The sequence below is a fragment of the Roseateles sp. genome, from assembly GCF_039595595.1.
Taxonomy (GTDB): Bacteria; Pseudomonadota; Gammaproteobacteria; order Burkholderiales; family Burkholderiaceae_C; genus Roseateles.
On sequence record NZ_JBCNLG010000054.1, the window covers coordinates 1 to 16,521 of the forward strand.

The following is a 16,521-nucleotide window of genomic DNA, read 5'->3' on the forward strand; positions in this document are numbered from 1 at the left end:
ACTCGAGGTACTTGCCGCCGGTGTCCTTCTTCCACTGCTCGACGCCGCGGTAGGCGGCCTCGTTGAACGACTTGTCGAACTTGCCGCCCATGTCGAAGATCACCGCCGGGGTGGTCTGCGCGGCCGCCGCGCCGGCCACCAGGGCCAGGGCCAGTCCAGCGACGATCGGGGAGAGCGACAGGGAGGGCTTCATCATTTGCGGTCTCGTTGCGAGGGGGAGGAGCAACCGGGCATTTTATGAAGGCGCGAGTGTAAGCCACGTCAAGGAAAACGCTAAACGTTTGCGCGCTCGTCAAATCAAGGGCCGCCTCACTCATCGAAGTCATTGACGGCTTCTCCGCAATCCGCCCCAAGCTTGACCGAACCCTGACCTGAGGCGTGCACGGCAAGTTGAGAATTACTATCATTTAGAATGTTTCGCTTCGCAAGCCCGCGGGCCACTCCGACGACATGAGCGCTGTCCTTCCCGTCCCCACCCTCGCCCAGGCCGGCATCGGCCAGGCGCACCGCGTCAAGGCGCTGCAGGCGCCGGCCCATGCGCCGGAATGGAAGCAGTGGCTGGAGGAGCTCGGCTTCGTCCCGGGCGAGCACGTGGCCGTGCTGGCGCGCGCGATGCCCGGCGCCGATCCCCTGGTGGTGCGCATCGGTCAATCCACCTTCGCGCTGCGCCGCGCCGAGGCGGATTGCGTGGTGCTGGAAGGCGGTGGCGCGGGCGGGTTGACCGTGCCGCTGGATGCCGAGGCCGGCGCGGCCGCCGTCGCCTGCGGAGCCGCTCATGCGTGAGGCCATCGTCCACATCCATCCGGCCGGGCCGTTGCTGGCGCTGGTCGGCAATCCGAACTGCGGCAAGACCGCGCTGTTCAACCGGCTCACCGGCAGCCGGCAGAAGGTCGCCAACTACGCCGGCGTGACCGTCGAGCGCAAGGAAGGCCGCCTGAAGACCGCCGCCGGCAAGCTGCTGCGCGTGCTGGACCTGCCGGGCACGTACTCGCTGTATCCGCGCTCGCCGGACGAGCGCGTGACCGTCGACGTGCTGGCCGGCCGCGCCACCGGCGAGAAGCGGCCCGACCTGGTCGTGTGCGTGCTGGACGCGACCAACCTGCGCCGCAACCTGCGGCTGTTCCTGTCGGTGCAGCGCCAGGGCCTGCCCTGCGTGGTCGCGCTGAACATGGCGGACCTGGCGCAGCGCCGGGGCATCGAGATCGACTCCGACAAGCTCGGCGCGCTGCTGGGCGTGCCGGTGATCCGCACGGTCGCGACCGACGGCGCCGGGCTGGACGACCTGCGCGCGCTGCTCGACCAGCCCGAGCGCTGGTCCACCGCCTCGGCGGTGCCGGAGGGCGAGGACACGGCCCGCATCAATCACATCCTCAAGGAGCTCGGCCTGGACCAACTGCAGGGCGAGCTGCCCAGCGACAAGCTGGACCGCGTCGTGCTGCATCCGGTGATCGGCCCGATCCTGCTGGCGGTGCTGCTGTTCTTCCTGTTCCAGGCGGTGTTCGCGTGGGCCGAGGTGCCCAAGGGCTGGATCGAGGCGGGCACCGGCTGGCTCGGCGAGCAGGCCGGCGCGCTGCTGCCCGAGGGCCATCTGCGCAGCCTCGTGGTCGATGGCCTGATCGCGGGCGTCGGCGGCGTGCTGGTGTTCCTGCCGCAGATCCTGATCCTGTTCTTCTTCATCCTGCTGCTGGAGGAATCGGGCTACCTGCCGCGCGCGGCCTTCCTGCTGGATCGGCTGATGGGCTCGGTGGGGCTGTCGGGCCGCAGCTTCATCCCGCTGCTGTCGAGCTTCGCCTGCGCGATCCCCGGGATCATGGCCACGCGCTCGATCGCCAACGCGCGCGACCGCCTGGTCACCATCCTGATCGCACCGCTGATGACCTGCTCGGCGCGGCTGCCGGTGTACGCGCTGCTGATCGGCGCCTTCATTCCGCAGCGCGAGCTGTGGGGCGGCATCGAGCTGCAGGGGCTGGTGCTGTTCGTGCTGTACTTCGCTGGCATCCTGGTGGCGATGGCGGTGGCCTGGGTGCTCAAGCGCTTCACCGACGCCGGCCGCCAGGTGCGGCCGCTGATGATGGAGCTGCCCAGCTACCACTGGCCGCATGCGCGCAACATCGCCATCGGTCTGCTCCAGCGCGCGGAGATCTTCCTCAAGCGCGTGGGCGGCATCATCCTGGCGCTGACGCTGCTGCTGTGGGTGCTGTCCACCTTCCCCGGCGCGCCCGAGGGCGCCACCGGCCCGGCGATCGAGTACAGCTTCGCCGGCTACCTGGGCCGCGGCCTGGCCTGGATCTTCGAGCCCATCGGCTTCAACTGGCAGATCAGCCTGGCGCTGGTGCCCGGCATGGCGGCGCGGGAGATCGTCGTCAGCGCGCTGGGCACGGTGTACTCGCTGTCGGCCACCGGCGACGAGGCCGCGCAGGCGCTGACGCCGCTGATCGCGTCGAGCTGGGGCCTGCCGACCGCGTTCTCGCTGCTGGCGTGGTTCATCTTCGCGCCGCAGTGCGTGTCGACGATCGCCGCGGTGAAGCGCGAGACCGGCGGCTACAAGATCCCCGCGATCATGCTGGCCTATCTCTTCGCGCTGGCCTATGGCGCGTCCTGGGCGACCTTCCACATCGCGCGCTGGATCATCGGCTGACGGCGCTCGAAGCCGGCGCGGTGAGGCTATGCTCGCGCCCCATGATGAAACGCCTCACCCCTTCCCGGCTGTCCTTCTCCGCGCTGGCCGTGGCTGCGCTGACCGCGCTCGGCGCGCTGGGCGCGGGTCCGGTCCACGCGGCCGACGCGCCCGCCAAGCCCACGCGCAGCCTCATCAAGCCCGAGCCCGAGGCGGCCGCCGATGCCGACACCCGCTTCCAGCGTCTGGCCAACGATTACATCGAGGCGCTGTGGCGTCTGGACCCGGACGCCGCGATCAGCGCCGGCCGCTATGAATTCGCCGCCGAGCTGCCTGCGCCCGATCGCGCGATGCGCGCCCGCACGCTGGCCTTCACCGCCGAGTGGCTCAAGCGCTTCGAGGGCGTCGATCCGGCGACGCTGAGCGCGGCCTCGCGCACCGACCTCGGCCAACTGCTCAACAAGCTGCGCAGCGACCGCTTCCAGCTGGCTGAGCTGCGCGAGTTCGAGTGGAATCCGTCCTACCTGAACATCGCCGGTCCGATCGACTACATCCTCGCGACCGACTATGCGCCGCTGCCGGTGCGGCTGAAGACGATCTCGGCGCGGCTGGCGAAGGTGCCGGCGTATTACCGGGCCGGCGCGGCGCTGCTCAAGCAGCCGACGCTGGAACACACCCAGTTGGCGATCGACCAGGCGCCGGGCGTGCTCAGCGTGCTGGACGAAGTCGGCAAGGCCGCGCAAGGCGCGGAGGCCGCGTCGCTGACGCCGGCCGAGCGCCGGCAGCTCGACGAGCGCATCGCCGGCGCGAAGGCGGCCGTCGAGGGCTATCGGGCGCAGCTCAAGAAGCTGCTCGCCGACGGCCAGGCCAGCGGCAAGGCGCGCAGCTTCCGGCTCGGCCAGGCGCTGTATGAGAAGAAATTCGGCTACGACATCCAGTCGACGCATTCGGCCGAGCAGATGTACCAGCGCGCGCTCAAGGCGCGCGAGGCGCTGCTGACGCAGATGGCGCAACTGTCCGACCAGCTGTGGACCCAGACGATGGGCGACGCGCCCAAGCCCGAGGACCGCATCGCGCGCATCGGCGCGGTGATCGGCAAGCTCAGCGAGCAGCACGTCAAGCGCGAGGACTTCGTCTCCGAGATCCGCGCGCAGATCCCGCAGCTGGAGCGCTGGATCGACGAGCACGACCTGCTCACGCAGGACAAGAGCAAGCCGCTCATCGTGCGCGAGACGCCGGTCTATCAGCGCGGCGTGGCCGGCGCGGGGATCGAGGCGCCCGGGCCCTACCGGCCGCAGGACCGCACGTACTACAACGTCACGCCGCTGGACGACCTGACGCCCGAGCAGGCCGAGAGCACGCTGCGCGAATACAACCGCTGGATCCTGCAGATCCTCAACATCCATGAGGCGGTGCCCGGCCATTACACCCAGCTGGTGCATGCCAACAAGTCGCCGTCGCTGGTGAAGGCGCTGTTCGGCAACGGGGCGATGGTCGAGGGCTGGGCGGTGTATGGCGAGCGGATGATGCTCGAGTCCGGCTATGGCGGGAACGCGCCGGAGATGTGGCTGATGTGGGGCAAGTGGAACCTGCGCAGCGTCACCAACACGATCCTGGACTACAGCGTCCACGTGCTGGGCATGAGCGAGCAGCAGGCGCTGGACCTGTTGATGCGGCAGGCCTTCCAGACGGAACGCGAGGCGCGCGAGAAGTGGCGGCGGGTGCAGCTCACGTCGGTGCAGCTGACGAGCTACTTCAGCGGCTACAGCGACATCATGGAATTGCGCGAGCAGCGCAAGCAGGCGCTGGGGAAGGAGTTCAGGCTGAAGGACTTCAATGAGCAGTTTCTGAGCTATGGGAACGCGCCGGTGTCGGTGATCGCCGAGCTGATGTCGGGGCCGCCGGCCAAGGGCCAGCCATGAGCGCGCAGGCGGATGCGGCGGAGGTCCGGGTCCTGGAGGCAAGGATCACGGAGCTCGAGATCAAGGCCAGCTTCGCCGAGGATCTGGTCGATCACCTCAACGCGCAGGTCGCGAAGCAGCAGGAGCAGATCGACGCGCTGGTGCGGGAGATCGCGCAGCTGCGCAAGCAGGTGCCGGAAGGAAGAGGCGATGGCGCGGGATCGCTGCGCGATGAACTGCCGCCGCACTATTGAGTCCTGCGGCGGCCGCTGGCCCTCTCCCCTGCCCTCTCCCGCAAGCGGGCGAGGGTTGTAAGAAGCGCGCCGGCCGGTCGTAGTAAACCCCCTCGCCCCAGCGGGGAGAGGGAGGGGAGAGGGGGCTCGTGCCACAGCGCTGCTGCCCTTCGGAGCCCCCCCTCTCCCCTGCCCTCTCCCCCCTCGCGGGGGGCGAGGGAGTTGGGGGTGAGGCGTCTTGAGCGTCTGCGACGCTTGCTCAGGCCGCCGGGCGTGCCGGGATGTTGAGCCCGCGCTTGACCGCATCGCGCGCCAGGAAGGCCGCGAGCACGCGCTGCACTTCCTTGAACTCACTGAAGCCCACCAGTTCGCCAGCGCCGTAGAACCCGACCAGGTTGTTGACCCAGGGCCAGATCGCGATGTCGGCGATCGTGTACTCGTCGCCCATGATCCAGCCGCGGCCGGTCACGCGCTGCTCGAGCACGCCCAGCAGGCGTTTGGACTCGGCCAGATAGCGGTCGCGCGGCCGCTTGTCCTCGTAGTCCTTCCCGGCGAATTTGTGGAAGAAGCCAACCTGGCCGAACATCGGCCCGATCCCGCCCATCTGGAACATCACCCACTGCAGCGTCTCGTAGCGGCGTGCCGGGTCTTGCGGAATCAGCTGGCCGGTCTTCTCGGCCAGGTAGACCAGGATCGCGCCGGACTCGAACAGCGGCAGCGGCACGCCGCCCGGGCCGTCGGGATCGATGATCGCGGGAATCTTGTTGTTCGGGTTCAGCGAGAGGAACTCGGGCGAGAACTGGTCATCGGTCTGGAAGCTGACCAGGTGCGGCTCGTAAGGCAGGCCCAGTTCCTCGAGCGCGATCGAGATCTTCACGCCGTTGGGCGTCGGCAGCGAATACAGCTGCAGGCGCTCGGGATGCTGCGCGGGCCACTTCTTCGTGATGGGAAAGCGGGACAGGTCCGTCATGAGGGTTCCGTCGGATCGTGGTGTGAGGGATGTCTGGCGACGGGCCATTCTCAGGGCCGCCGCAGAGACCCTGCCCGCCACGGGTCAATGCGATCCATGCAGCGGGCGATCCGTGCGGCGGGCGATCAGCGCAGCGGCGACGCGAAGCGGTCCCAGCGCGGCGCCCAGCGGGCGGTGATGTCGGCCGAGACCAGCACGCGATGCGCCTGGCCGATGATCAGCCGCCGCGGCACCAGGCCGATGAAACGCGAATCCTCGCTGTTGTCGCGGTTGTCGCCCATCATGAAGTACTGGTCGGGCGGCACCGTGACCGGCCCGAAATCGCGCCGCGCGCGGATGTCGGGCAGGAACTGGACGACATGGCGTTGCCCGCCCCACTGCTCCATCGCGCGCACGCCGCGCACCTCGATGCCGGGCGCCAGCAATTCCTCCACCTCGGCCAGCGGCGCATAGGTCGCGGGCTCGCCGTTGAGGATCAGCCGGTCGCCGCGCAGCTCGACGGTATCGCCTGGCACGGCCACCACACGCTTGATCAGCCGCGTGCCGTCGCGCGGCGAGTTGAAGGTCACGACATCGCCGCGCCGCGGCTCGCCGACGCGCCGCACCGAGATGTCGGTCAGCGGCACTTTCCAGTCGTAGGCGACGCGTTCGACGAAGACCACATCGCCTTCCAGGATGGTCGGCCGCATCGAGCTGGTGGGGACCGGATTCCAGTCGGCGATCGCGGTCCGGAAGAAAAGGAAGCCGGCCACGAACAGCAGGAAGCTGCGGTTCTCGCGGAGCCAGGCGGTGACGGTGGGCTTCATCGGGAATCTCCAAGGGGAGTGGACGACGGATTCCGTTGTAGCCAGCGGCCGCGCGGGCCAGGCCACGCGTGCGGCGAGTGGCGGAAATCCGCGCGTCAATGGCAGTGCGCCGCGGCCTCGGCGACAGCTTCCCGACAGCTTCGAGACAGGCTGACCTCCGGCCGGCCCGCGTTCGGCGCCCATAATCCCGGCCCATGCGCAAGCACCTCCTGCACTTGCTGCTCCCGCTGTTCATGCTGCTGTCGCAGCAGGGCGCGGTGTGGCATGGCTTCGGTCACTTGGCCGACGCGCGGGGGCATGCGCCGTCGGGCACTCCCTTCGCGCACGACGACGGCCGCGCCCATGCCGATCCGGACGAGCGCTCCGCCGATCAGCTCTGCGAGATCTGCCTCGCCTTCGACGACCTGGCCGCCTCGGCGCGCTCCGAGCCGCCCGTGCTCGCGCTGGCCGAGGCTGTCCATGTCCAGGCCCCCGGCGCCGAGACCGCCTCGCGTCCGGAGCCGGCGCCGCTGCCGCGCAGCCGCGGTCCGCCCGCCCTCCTCTGAGCTCGCTCCCCTGACCGCATCGCCGTCCGGCCGCGTCCGCGCGCTCCTGTGAAGCCGCGCCGCCGCGCCGTGATCGACGGCCTGCGTCCGTCCGACCGTTTTCAGAGATCCACCACCATGGCTCAGCCTTCGCTGCGCGTCCTCGCGCTGTCCCTCTCGTTCGCCTATCCGCTGCTGCACGCGCTGCCCGCCCGTGCCGATGAAGCGACCGCTCCCGCTCCCGCGGCCAGTCCCGAGTCCACCGCTGGCAACCCGCTGCCCACCGTCCAGGTCCAGGGCGTGCGCGACCGGCTCGATGCGGCGCGCAACGGTCTGTCGCCGGACACCGGCAGCACCATCTACAAGTTCAACAAGAACGACATCGCCCGCCTGCCGCAAGGCGACGACACGCCGCTGAACCAGGTGCTGCTGCAGACACCGGGTGTCGTGCAGGATTCCTACGGCGGCCTGCACGTGCGCGGCGATCACGCCAACCTGCAGTACCGCATCAATGGTGTCGTCATCCCCGAGGCCATCAGCGGCTTCGGCCAGACGCTGGAGACGCGCTTCGCCGACAGCATCAGCCTGCTCACCGGCGCCCTGCCCGCGCAATACGGCTACCGGACCGCCGGCATCGTCGACATCACCACCAAGGGCGTCGACGCCGATGACAAGCCCATCGCCGGCAGCGTTGGCGTCACCGTGGGCACGCAGCGCTCGCGCGAGCTGGACCTCTCGCTGCACGGCAGCCAAGGCCGGCTCAGCTACGAGTTCAGCGGTTCCTATCTGGGCAACGACCTGGGCATCGAGAACCCGACGCCGTCGCGCGACGCGCTGCATGACCGCACCCATCAAGGCAAGGCCTTCGGCCTGGTGTCCTACCTGATCGGCGACGATAGCCGCATCACCGCCATGGCGGGCATCACCAACAACCGCTTCCAGATTCCCGACTCACCGGGGCAGTCGACCGCCTACACGCTGGCCGACACGCCGGACAAGGACTCGAGCACGCTGGACGCGCACCAGCGCGAACGCAACCGCTTCGCGGTCCTGAGCTACCAGAGCGTCATCGGCAGCAGCGTGGACTATCAGGTCTCGCTGTTCCACCGCATGACCGACGTCCACTACTCGCCGGACCCGGTCGGCGACCTGCAGTACCTGGGCGTCGCCGCCGACATCCTGCGCCGCAACGAGGCCAACGGCGTGCAGGCCGACCTCAGCTGGCGCCTGGACAGCGCGCACACGCTGCGCACCGGCCTCTTCGCGCAGCGCGAGCACGCCAGCACGCGCAACGACGCGCTGGTCTTCCCGGCCGACGCCGACGGCAACCAGACGGACACCACGCCGCTGGCCATCACGGATGGCGCGCGGCTGGGCGGTCACCTGTGGGGCGCCTACCTGCAGGACGAGTGGAAGCTCGATCGCACGCTGACGCTGAACTACGGCGTGCGCTACGACCAGGTCGACACGGTCTCGAAGGAGCATCAGCTCAGCCCGCGCATCGGTCTGGTGTGGGACGCCACGCCGGCGCTGCGCCTGCATGCCGGCTACGCGCGCTACTTCACGCCGCCACCGACCGAGAAGATCGACACCACCTCGGTGGCCGCCTTCGCGGGCACGACCAACGCGCTGCCTTCGGACGCCAACACGGCGGTCCGGGCCGAGCGCTCCAACTACTACGACGCGGGCGCGGCCTGGCAGGTCACGTCCAAGCTCACGCTGGGCATCGACGGCTACTACCGCGCGGTGCAGCACCTGCAGGACGAGGGCCAGTTCGGCAACGCGCTGATCTATTCGGCCTTCAACTACGAGCACGGGCGCATCTATGGCGTGGACCTCTCGGCCACCTACAAGGAGAAGGACTGGTCCGCCTACGCCAATCTGGGCACCACCCATGCGCGCGCGAAGCAGGTCGAGACGGGCCAGTTCAACTTCGAGCAGGACGAGTTGGACTTCATCGCCGGCAACTGGGTGCATCTGGACCATGAGCAGAAGCTGAGCGCCTCGGCTGGCGTCAACGTCCGCCTGCCCGAGGGCTATGCGGTGGGCGCGAGCGCGCTGTTCGGCACGGGGCTGCGCAATGGCTTCGCCAACACCACGCACCTGCCCTCCTACACCAGCGTCAATGCCGACGTCAGCAAGCGTTTCGACCTGGGTGGTGGTGGTCCGGTGGAGGCGCGGCTGTCGGTGGTCAACCTGTTTGATCGGGTCTACCAGTTGCGCGACGGCTCGGGCATTGGCGTTGGCGCGCCGCAGTACGGCCAGCGCCGCACGGTCTACGTGAGTCTCACCAAGGAGTTCTGACGCGCCACGGCGTGGTCTGACGCCGGCCCTGTCGCCTGGATCAGGCGAACGTGGGCCGGCGCACAGCGTTTCGTTCGTGATCGCGGTAGGCTGCGGCGCATGACCGCGACGCCGACCGATCCAAACGATTCGAGCGATTCGAGCGATTTCATCGTTCCCAACGATGCCTCGCCCGAAGCGTTCCGCCCTCTGGATGCCTCGAAGTCAGCCGCTGGTGGAAAGCCGCAGGCGCCGGGGCCCCTTGAAGCGAATGCCGAGCGGGCGCAGGCGCTTGAGCGGAAAGGGGCCCCGGCGCCTGCGGCTTCTGCTCGATCCGCCGAAGTGAAGCCCCCCCCAAGCGAGGTCTGGAACCGCCGCTACGCTGCTCACCCCTTGAGCCGTCAGGAAGCCTGGCTGGATGGTTGGAGCCATCGTCTGCCTGGTGTGCGGCGGGCGTTGGACATTGGTTGCGGTGATGGCTGGGAGACGGCGGCGTTGCTGGACCTGGGGGTGGAGGTGACCGCGATGGACATATCGGCGGAGGCGCTGGCGCGCTGCCGGCGACAGTCGCCTGGGGCGAGGCCGTTGCTGGCGGATGTGCGGGCGATGCCGATGCTGGTGGATGGCGAGTTTGATCTGGCGGTGGCGCAACTGTCGCTGCATTACTTTGATCGTGAGGACACGCGCCGCGCGCTATGCGAGATTGCGCGGGTGCTGGCGCCGGGTGGAAAGTTGATTGGCTGTGTCAATGCGGCAGATGACTGGCATTACGGGGCGCCGGATGATGCGTCGGCGTGGGAGCTCGTCGTGGTGGATGGTGTGGCCAAGCAGTTTTTCACGCGCGAGAAGCTGGAGGAGTCGCTCGCCGCGTGCTTCGAGATCGAGCACCTGGCCAAGCGCACGCTGAGCCGTTACGGCAGGCCCAAGTCGGTGTGGGAGTTCTTCTGCAGGAAGAAGGCCGAGAAGGCCGAGTGAGGAGCGTGCATCAGGGACGCGGCACGCGCGTCTCGGGGCTGCCGAACCACTCGACGCGATAGTTCTCGCGATAGAGCAGCCGGTCGTCGACGTTCCCCAGCGGGGGCAGTCCTTGCAGGAGCTGAGTCGTCACCGCGATCGGCTGCGCGACGCGGCCGCTGGCCGGCATCGCGGCGAAGGCGCGGCGCAGCTCGTCGGCGAGCTGCCAGCCTTGCAGGCCCATCGGTTCCGCGATCGTCGCCAGCTGCATCGAACGTCCCGATCGGATGCGGCTCAGCGCCGTGCGCGAGCCGTCGCCCGCGGCGATGCCGACGATGTCGGACCGCTGCATCGCGCGCAGCGGAAAGCTCAGCGAATCCATGTAGACATCGTTGATCGCCAGCACGTGGGTCCAGCGCGTGCCGAAGCGCTGCTGCAGCCGCGTCAGCGCGGCGGGCATGTCGCGCGCCGCGTCGGAGATCGGCAGGTCCTCGATGGCGAGCACCTCGCAGCGGCCGCAGCGCTGCAGCACCTCGGCCATGCGGCGCGTCTTCACGTTGGCGATCTCGAAGCGGCTGTCGCCGAAGATCACCACGCCCAGTTTCGGCCGGTCGGATTTGATCACCAGCTCCACCGCCTTCTCGGCCACCATGGCCGGATCGGTCGTGATGTTGGCGTAGAGCAGCGGCGTCGCGCCCGGATGCGCCGCCGCGTGCCAGCCCACCAGCACCGGCTTGCCGGTGCCGGGCTCCTGCGGCACCAGGTCCGCGATGTCGGACTCGTTGAAGCCGCCGAGCACGACGCCATCGGCGTCGCCCGCGAGCGCCTGTTCGAAGAAGGCCCGCACCCGTGCGCGCTCGCCGCTGGCGTTGCTGGTGGTCAGCGTCCAGCCCAGCTCGCGGCAGGCTTCCTCGAAGCCGCGGAACACGGCCGCGATGCCGCCATTGCGGAAGTCCTGCGCGATGAACGTGACGCGGCGGGGGCGCTCCTTGCCGCGGCTGGCGGCTGACGCCGCGCTGGCCTGCGACGCGAAGGCGCCGCCGGCGACGGAAAGAAGCACGGCGGCCGTCGTCAGGACGGCGCGACGGGACAGCCCGGCGGCGCGGCGGACATGCATCGAATGTGTCTCCTCGGGTCGCGATCTTGCGCCTGTCGCGCCACCGGCGACATCGTGCAAGTACGGGGGGAGCCGCCCGCGGCCGTCTTCAGCGGGCGGCCGTGGGCAGTTGCCCCGCTGCGGGCGCGTCGTCCAGGGTCCGCAGGAACGCGACGATGTCCTTGATCTCCGCCTCGCTCAGCGCAGGCTTGCCGCCCGGCCTGCCCCCGAAGGGCCGCTCGACATTGAGGTTGTGCCGGTACTGCTCCGGCAGGTCGTCGTAGGGATGCACGCGGCCCTGGGCGTCACGCGCGTAGTAGCGGCCGGGGTTGGTGTCGCGCTGCGCATAGAAGCGCACCGCCTCCTCCAGCGAGCGTATCGCGCCGTTGTGGAAGAACACCTGCCGCGTCGCCACGTTGCGCAGCGACGGTGTCTTGAACAGGCCGCAGTACTCGGGGTGATCCTTCAGATCGGTGCGCAGCGGCCCGCAGATGCCCAGGTCGTGGAAGGCCGGATCGCGGTTGGCCGGGATCGCCGGATTGCGCGGCACACCGATGGCGATGTGGCCCATGTCGGTGAACAGCGGGAAGGCGCCGCGCTTGATCGTGCTCACGTGACACGAGGCGCAATTGCCCTTCCCCTTGTCCTCGAACAGCGCCAGTCCGCGCGCCTCCTGCGGCGTCAGTCCGCCCCGGCCGCGCAGGTAGGCGTCGTAGCGGCTGCTGAACGGCGCGAAGTCCTTCGGACTCTGCTGGAACACCTCCAGCGACAGCACCAGCGCGTTCCAGGCCAGGCCGGCGTCGTCGAACAGGTGCGGCCCGAACGCCTCGCGCAACGCGGCCGCGTTCAGAGATCCCTGCATCCGTTTCACCACCGCGGCGCGGTCCGTGTTGGACATCTCGAACGGTGACAGCAGCGGCGCCTCGGCCTGCTCATGCGCCGACGCCGCGCGGCCATCCCAGGCGAAGCCGCCGGTCGGGCCCTGATCCAGGCTGTCGTCGCCGTCGTTGTCGAAGAAGTGCTCCGAGAACTGCGGCGTCTGCTGCCGGTACATCAGCGACGGCACCGCGCGCAGGCCCGGCACGGTGCCGGTGGCACCGCCGGGCTGCACCGCCAGCGCGTTCGGCGGTCCGTAGGCATGCGCGGGGTCATGGCACGACGCGCAGGCCATCGTTCCCGACGCCGACAGCGCCTTGTCGAAAAACAGCTTGCGGCCGAGATCGGTCAGCGCATTCGCATCGGGACGGCGCTCGAAGGCCGTTGCATAGAAGGGCCGAGGCGCCGCGCTGGCAGGAGCCGCGGCAGCCGCCGCGCGCGGCGCCGCCGGCGAAGCCATCGACCCCAGCCCCACCCCCAGGGCGAGACAGGCCATCGCGCCAGCGACCACGGTGACAGCCCGCCCCCACCGATGGGCGAGGCGCGCATGCGACGCGAAAGATGGGGCGCGGGGGCGATCGGAAGCGGAGGGGACGGTCGGTGGCATCACGGCAGTCAGCAACAAAGCAGCAACGGAATAACGGGATCACGAAATGTTCTTAACGCGTTTATCACGCGCTACGCAGGATCTGTGCGCAAACAACGGTGTACCGACGAGGAATGACACGGACGTGTCATGCGGCGAAACGAAGCTGCGCGCCGTTCGCCAATCCCTCTGTTGGAGCCAGCTCAATGAAGACCCCTCTCCGTGCCCCGCGCCTGCCGATGGCGCTGACCCCTCTCGCGCTGGGCGCGATGCTGATCCTGGGCGGCTGCCTGGGCAAGGACGGCAACGACACCACGGCGGTGGACCCGACAGTCGCGCTGCAGAACAACGTGCAGAACATCGTCGTGATCTACGCCGAGAACCGCGCCTTCGACAACCTCTACGGCAACTTCCCCGGCGCCGACGGCCTGAGCACCGTCATCGGAACCGACGGCAAGCCGACCGCCGCCTACATCGCGCAGAAGGACCGCAACGGCCAGGCGCTGACCACGCTGCCGCCCGTGTGGGGCGGCGTGACCATGCCGGGCAGCGCGGTCACCGTCTCGCAGGCGCAGAGCGCCGGCCTGGCCAATGCGCCCTTCAACATCGGCACCGCCTTCCAGGCCAGCGCCAATGCCAATGCCACGATCGATGGCACCGTCGTCACCCGCGACATGTACCACCGCTTCTTCGAGAACCAGATGCAGATCAACGGCGGCAAGAACGACATGTTCGCGGCCTTCGCGGACTCGGGCGGTCTGGTCATGGGCTACTTCGACTACAGCACCTCGCCGCTGTACAAGCTCGCCCAGCAATACACGCTGGCGGATCACTTCTTCCAGGGCGCCTTCGGCGGTTCCTTCCTGAACCACCAGTACCTGATCTGCGCCTGCGTGCCGGAGTATCCGAACGCCGACACCGCGGCGGCCAAGCCCACCATCCAGGTCGTCGACAAGAACGCCGACGGCTCGTACACCACCAATCTCACGCTGGCGGCGGCGAGCAAGGCCTCGGCGCTGGATGGCCCGCCGACCTTCGCCGGTCCGGGCAACATCACGCCGGCCAACTACTTCGGCGACAACAAGTTCTACGCCGTCAACACGATGCAGCCGGCCTTCCAGCCGAGCGGCAACGCGCCGGCGGACCTGAACGGCAACGACGCGAAGTACGCCGACACCAGCAAGCCCACCACGCTGCCGCAGCAGACGCAGAAGAACATCGGTGACCTCCTGACGGCGAAGAACGTCAGCTGGGCCTGGTACGCGGGTTCGTGGAACGCCGCCACGACGGACGGCCAGCAGGCCGCCATCGCCAAGCGCACGGTGATCTACGCGGGCAACGCCAATGGCGTCGCGGCCTCGGACGCGGTGGACTTCCAGGCGCATCATCAGCCGTTCAACTACTACGCCAACATGGACCCGGTGAAGAACGCCGCGGACCGCGCGGCGCATCTGAAGGACTACGACGACCTCGTGAAGGATGCGGCGGCCGGCACGCTGCCCGCGGTGGCGTTCTACAAGCCGGAAGGCCTGTACAACCAGCACCCGGGCTACGCCAACATCGTTGCCGCGGATCAGAAGATCGCGGACCTCGTGGCCAAGCTGCAGGCCAGCCCGCAGTGGAAGAACATGGTCATCGTCGTCACCTACGACGAGAACGGCGGTCAGTGGGACCACGTCGCGCCGCCCAAGGGCGACAAGGTGGGCCCGGGCACGCGGGTCCCGGCGCTGATCATTTCACCGTTCTCGAAGAAGGGCACCGTCGATCACACGCCGTACGACACCGCGTCGGTGCTGCGGCTGATCACGCGCCGCTTCGGCCTGGACCTGCTGCCGGGTCTGAAGCAGCGGGATGACGCGCTCAAGGCCGCCGGCGGTCAGCCGATGGGCGACATGACGGCCGCGATGAGTCTGCAATAACCAACGGTCGATCAATACCAACCGCTCCACAGATCAAATGTACCGCCCTCAAACGAGGGCGATACGTCACGTAGTTCTCTTTCTATGTTGCGCCAGTTCGCAAATGCGCGGGCAGAGACACTACCACCACCAACTGTTGAAGCTCATCCCAGAAGTAGTAAATACGGAGACATCGCCTCGGCTCACGTGTATTCCCGCCGTTCTTAATATGCCATTCAACAAGAACCTTTTGATCATTAGACCAAGTAAATTCAAAACTATCGGAGCCACACCGATCATTGTGAATTCCTTCTTCAATCGGCTTTCGAAGGTCTCCTGAACCTCCAATCATTCGACTATCTCGATATTCGTTTGCCAGCCACAAAAGACACCGGGCAGCTGTTTCTGGAGATTCATAGGCAGGCGCCTTTAACTCGCGACGCGCCCGCCCACAAAGAACCACCCGACCCGCGAGTGTCTCGTCGCACCAATCGGCAAAGTCATCCCAACTCCCAGGCAATTGGACGTTCGAATCCGGCGATTCCCCTCGCGCCTGAATTTGACTCAACAACTGTTGAACTCGCAGATTAGCTCCGCGAAATTGGCGCTCGAAGTTCTTACTCTCGAAATCAACCCTTTCATACTCGGCCATCCATTGATCAGTTTCCGAGTTCGCCCGTCTCAAATCTTCTTTCAACGACGTGATCTGCTCTTGGGCGGCATTCAGTTGCAGTTGAGCCCCTGAGCCTGTTGACCGTAACCGCTCTCTCTCAAAGTCATGCCCGGCTTCGCGAACGTCTGCGAACGCCACCACCTCTTCCCCCAATCGCCGTCTCTTAATGCTCTCAGAAGCCACAAGCCAGCGGATGGCAGAGATCGACCTATCCCAATCGGAGCCCGAGTCTGAGGTCGTCGGCAAAAACTGCCGATGCAAATACGGATTGGCATCGCCTGAAAATCCAGGCATATATATTCGCGCCGATCCGTTGAGCACCGCCAAATTTTTGCCAAATTGCTGAGAAAGCGTAGCCGCAAGGGCCTGCGGCAGCAAGATAACGCGCGCAATACCCATCAACGACCGAGCCAACAGATTTGCTTGATAGGTTCGAATGGAGTCGCGCGCTCCTTTGCTAAATACGACAAACGGTATAGATCGAGTTGGACTGAGAAGGGCCTCTATTAATTGCTCCCCATCCACTGTATCGTTAACACTGTAACTAGTCGCCTGGTAGCGAATACCGCCATGACCCAAGCCACAGCGCTCCGCAATAGTCTGAACTAGACTCGGGACGGCTGGGTCAATTTTTAGAGAATGTTCGGGACTGCTAGCCAAAAGGCGTAAGCTAAACATCGCCGAACCAGCTCCGGCGCGTCCGACAACGACCTCAGTCGTCCACATTCGCTGCGCCACATTCGAATCAGGGCGATCAATTCTCGATGCCCAAAGGGTTCGACGATCGTCGTTAATTGAAGCTCCAACGCAAGTTCGCCCACCCATAAAGAGTTCGAAAGGGAGGCCCTCGGCTGCAGTATCGGGAAGCTGACCGCCAATTTGCTCAGTTGCCCACTGCAAGATCATGGCTCGCGTTGACTCGACGGCAGCGTGACCGTCTGTTCCTCCAAGCTCTCCCGCTACTCGCAGAATCTCTCGGCGGTCTCAATTCTGAAGTGCAACACCCCTACCCAGGTAAGGTGTCGCGATGGAAAGACGAGAGACGTATCGGCATTTGAGTCCCGACGAGCGCGTGGCGATCTCGGGGCTGAGGATGCAGGGCAT

The 16,521-nt window shown here is 67.2% G+C and carries 13 protein-coding genes and 1 pseudogene; 8 read left to right on the top strand and 6 right to left on the bottom strand.

What is annotated here, in order from left to right:
- A pseudogene (locus tag ABDW61_RS26085) lies at positions 1-196 on the bottom strand (hypothetical protein); the annotation flags it as partial.
- Between the two features lie 254 nt (positions 197-450).
- Here ABDW61_RS26085 and ABDW61_RS26090 point away from each other — a divergent pair.
- Genes ABDW61_RS26090 through ABDW61_RS26105 form a run of 4 tightly spaced genes read left to right on the top strand, consistent with a single transcriptional unit; the run spans position 451 to position 4,772 of the window.
- Positions 451-783 (top strand): FeoA family protein, encoded by a 333-nt coding sequence (locus tag ABDW61_RS26090; protein ID WP_343642973.1) that lies wholly within the window; start codon positions 451-453, stop codon positions 781-783.
- Positions 776-2,638: a ferrous iron transporter B gene (locus ABDW61_RS26095; RefSeq protein ID WP_343642975.1), complete on the top strand. Its 1,863-nt coding sequence runs from the start codon at positions 776-778 to the stop codon at positions 2,636-2,638. Before ABDW61_RS26090 ends, ABDW61_RS26095 begins: the two co-directional genes overlap by 8 nt.
- Positions 2,639-2,679: 41 nt before the next feature.
- Positions 2,680-4,539 carry a DUF885 domain-containing protein gene (locus ABDW61_RS26100; RefSeq protein ID WP_343642977.1) on the top strand — a complete coding sequence of 620 codons (1,860 nt, stop codon included), beginning with the start codon at positions 2,680-2,682 and terminating at the stop codon, positions 4,537-4,539.
- Positions 4,536-4,772, top strand: a complete 237-nt coding sequence (locus ABDW61_RS26105) for a SlyX family protein (protein WP_343642979.1) — start codon at positions 4,536-4,538, stop codon at positions 4,770-4,772. The genes ABDW61_RS26100 and ABDW61_RS26105 overlap by 4 nt, the downstream gene beginning before the upstream one ends.
- Before the next feature lie 238 nt (positions 4,773-5,010).
- On the opposite strand, the gene ABDW61_RS26110 is transcribed toward ABDW61_RS26105, so the two are convergent.
- Together ABDW61_RS26110 and lepB are read right to left on the bottom strand one after the other, a co-directional pair.
- The gene (locus ABDW61_RS26110) at positions 5,011-5,721 is read right to left on the bottom strand and encodes a glutathione S-transferase N-terminal domain-containing protein (RefSeq protein WP_343642980.1); all 711 of its coding nucleotides are present in this window, start codon (positions 5,719-5,721) and stop codon (positions 5,011-5,013) included.
- Between the two features lie 125 nt (positions 5,722-5,846).
- Positions 5,847-6,527 carry a signal peptidase I gene (lepB, locus tag ABDW61_RS26115; RefSeq protein ID WP_343642981.1) on the bottom strand — a complete coding sequence of 227 codons (681 nt, stop codon included), beginning with the start codon at positions 6,525-6,527 and terminating at the stop codon, positions 5,847-5,849.
- A 194-nt stretch (positions 6,528-6,721) separates the two neighbouring features.
- Here lepB and ABDW61_RS26120 point away from each other — a divergent pair, with 194 nt between their 5' ends.
- The 3 genes from ABDW61_RS26120 (at position 6,722) to ABDW61_RS26130 (ending at position 10,309) form a co-directional block, all read left to right on the top strand.
- Positions 6,722-7,072 carry a hypothetical protein gene (locus ABDW61_RS26120; protein ID WP_343642983.1) on the top strand — a complete coding sequence of 117 codons (351 nt, stop codon included), beginning with the start codon at positions 6,722-6,724 and terminating at the stop codon, positions 7,070-7,072.
- 117 nt (positions 7,073-7,189) lie between these two features.
- The gene (locus ABDW61_RS26125; RefSeq protein WP_343642985.1) at positions 7,190-9,355 is read left to right on the top strand and encodes a TonB-dependent receptor; all 2,166 of its coding nucleotides are present in this window, start codon (positions 7,190-7,192) and stop codon (positions 9,353-9,355) included.
- A 99-nt stretch (positions 9,356-9,454) separates the two neighbouring features.
- Positions 9,455-10,309 carry a class I SAM-dependent methyltransferase gene (locus ABDW61_RS26130; protein WP_343642987.1) on the top strand — a complete coding sequence of 285 codons (855 nt, stop codon included), beginning with the start codon at positions 9,455-9,457 and terminating at the stop codon, positions 10,307-10,309.
- A 10-nt stretch (positions 10,310-10,319) separates the two neighbouring features.
- On the opposite strand, the gene ABDW61_RS26135 is transcribed toward ABDW61_RS26130, so the two are convergent.
- Positions 10,320-11,405, bottom strand: a complete 1,086-nt coding sequence (locus tag ABDW61_RS26135; RefSeq protein ID WP_343642989.1) for a substrate-binding domain-containing protein — start codon at positions 11,403-11,405, stop codon at positions 10,320-10,322.
- Positions 11,406-11,493: 88 nt separating this feature from the next.
- Entirely contained in the window at positions 11,494-12,756 is a 1,263-nt protein-coding gene (locus ABDW61_RS26140) for a cytochrome c peroxidase (protein ID WP_343642991.1), read from the bottom strand.
- Between the two features lie 296 nt (positions 12,757-13,052).
- Between ABDW61_RS26140 and acpA the strand changes: the two genes are divergently transcribed.
- Entirely contained in the window at positions 13,053-14,765 is a 1,713-nt protein-coding gene (gene acpA / locus ABDW61_RS26145) for an acid phosphatase (RefSeq protein ID WP_343642992.1), read from the top strand.
- A gap of 82 nt (positions 14,766-14,847) precedes the next feature.
- Here acpA and ABDW61_RS26150 read toward each other — a convergent pair whose 3' ends face one another.
- A complete protein-coding gene (locus ABDW61_RS26150) occupies positions 14,848-16,143 on the bottom strand; it encodes a hypothetical protein (RefSeq protein WP_343642993.1) in 1,296 nt (431 codons plus the stop codon).
- Positions 16,144-16,521 lie beyond the last annotated feature (378 nt).

Bases quoted from the DNA above. Each gene is read 5' to 3' on its own strand.
- acpA (WP_343642992.1), top strand. From the start codon at position 13,053: ATGAAGACCCCTCTCCGTGCCCCGCGCCTGCCGATGGCGCTGACCCCT.
- ABDW61_RS26090 (WP_343642973.1), top strand. From the start codon at position 451: ATGAGCGCTGTCCTTCCCGTCCCCACCCTCGCCCAGGCCGGCATCGGC.
- ABDW61_RS26095 (WP_343642975.1), top strand. From the start codon at position 776: ATGCGTGAGGCCATCGTCCACATCCATCCGGCCGGGCCGTTGCTGGCG.
- ABDW61_RS26105 (WP_343642979.1), top strand. From the start codon at position 4,536: ATGAGCGCGCAGGCGGATGCGGCGGAGGTCCGGGTCCTGGAGGCAAGG.
- ABDW61_RS26150 (WP_343642993.1), bottom strand. From the start codon at position 16,143: ATGTGGACGACTGAGGTCGTTGTCGGACGCGCCGGAGCTGGTTCGGCG.
- ABDW61_RS26120 (WP_343642983.1), top strand. From the start codon at position 6,722: ATGCGCAAGCACCTCCTGCACTTGCTGCTCCCGCTGTTCATGCTGCTG.
- ABDW61_RS26100 (WP_343642977.1), top strand. From the start codon at position 2,680: ATGATGAAACGCCTCACCCCTTCCCGGCTGTCCTTCTCCGCGCTGGCC.
- ABDW61_RS26140 (WP_343642991.1), bottom strand. From the start codon at position 12,756: ATGGCCTGTCTCGCCCTGGGGGTGGGGCTGGGGTCGATGGCTTCGCCG.
- ABDW61_RS26135 (WP_343642989.1), bottom strand. From the start codon at position 11,405: ATGCATGTCCGCCGCGCCGCCGGGCTGTCCCGTCGCGCCGTCCTGACG.
- lepB (WP_343642981.1), bottom strand. From the start codon at position 6,527: ATGAAGCCCACCGTCACCGCCTGGCTCCGCGAGAACCGCAGCTTCCTG.
- ABDW61_RS26125 (WP_343642985.1), top strand. From the start codon at position 7,190: ATGGCTCAGCCTTCGCTGCGCGTCCTCGCGCTGTCCCTCTCGTTCGCC.
- ABDW61_RS26110 (WP_343642980.1), bottom strand. From the start codon at position 5,721: ATGACGGACCTGTCCCGCTTTCCCATCACGAAGAAGTGGCCCGCGCAG.
- ABDW61_RS26130 (WP_343642987.1), top strand. From the start codon at position 9,455: ATGACCGCGACGCCGACCGATCCAAACGATTCGAGCGATTCGAGCGAT.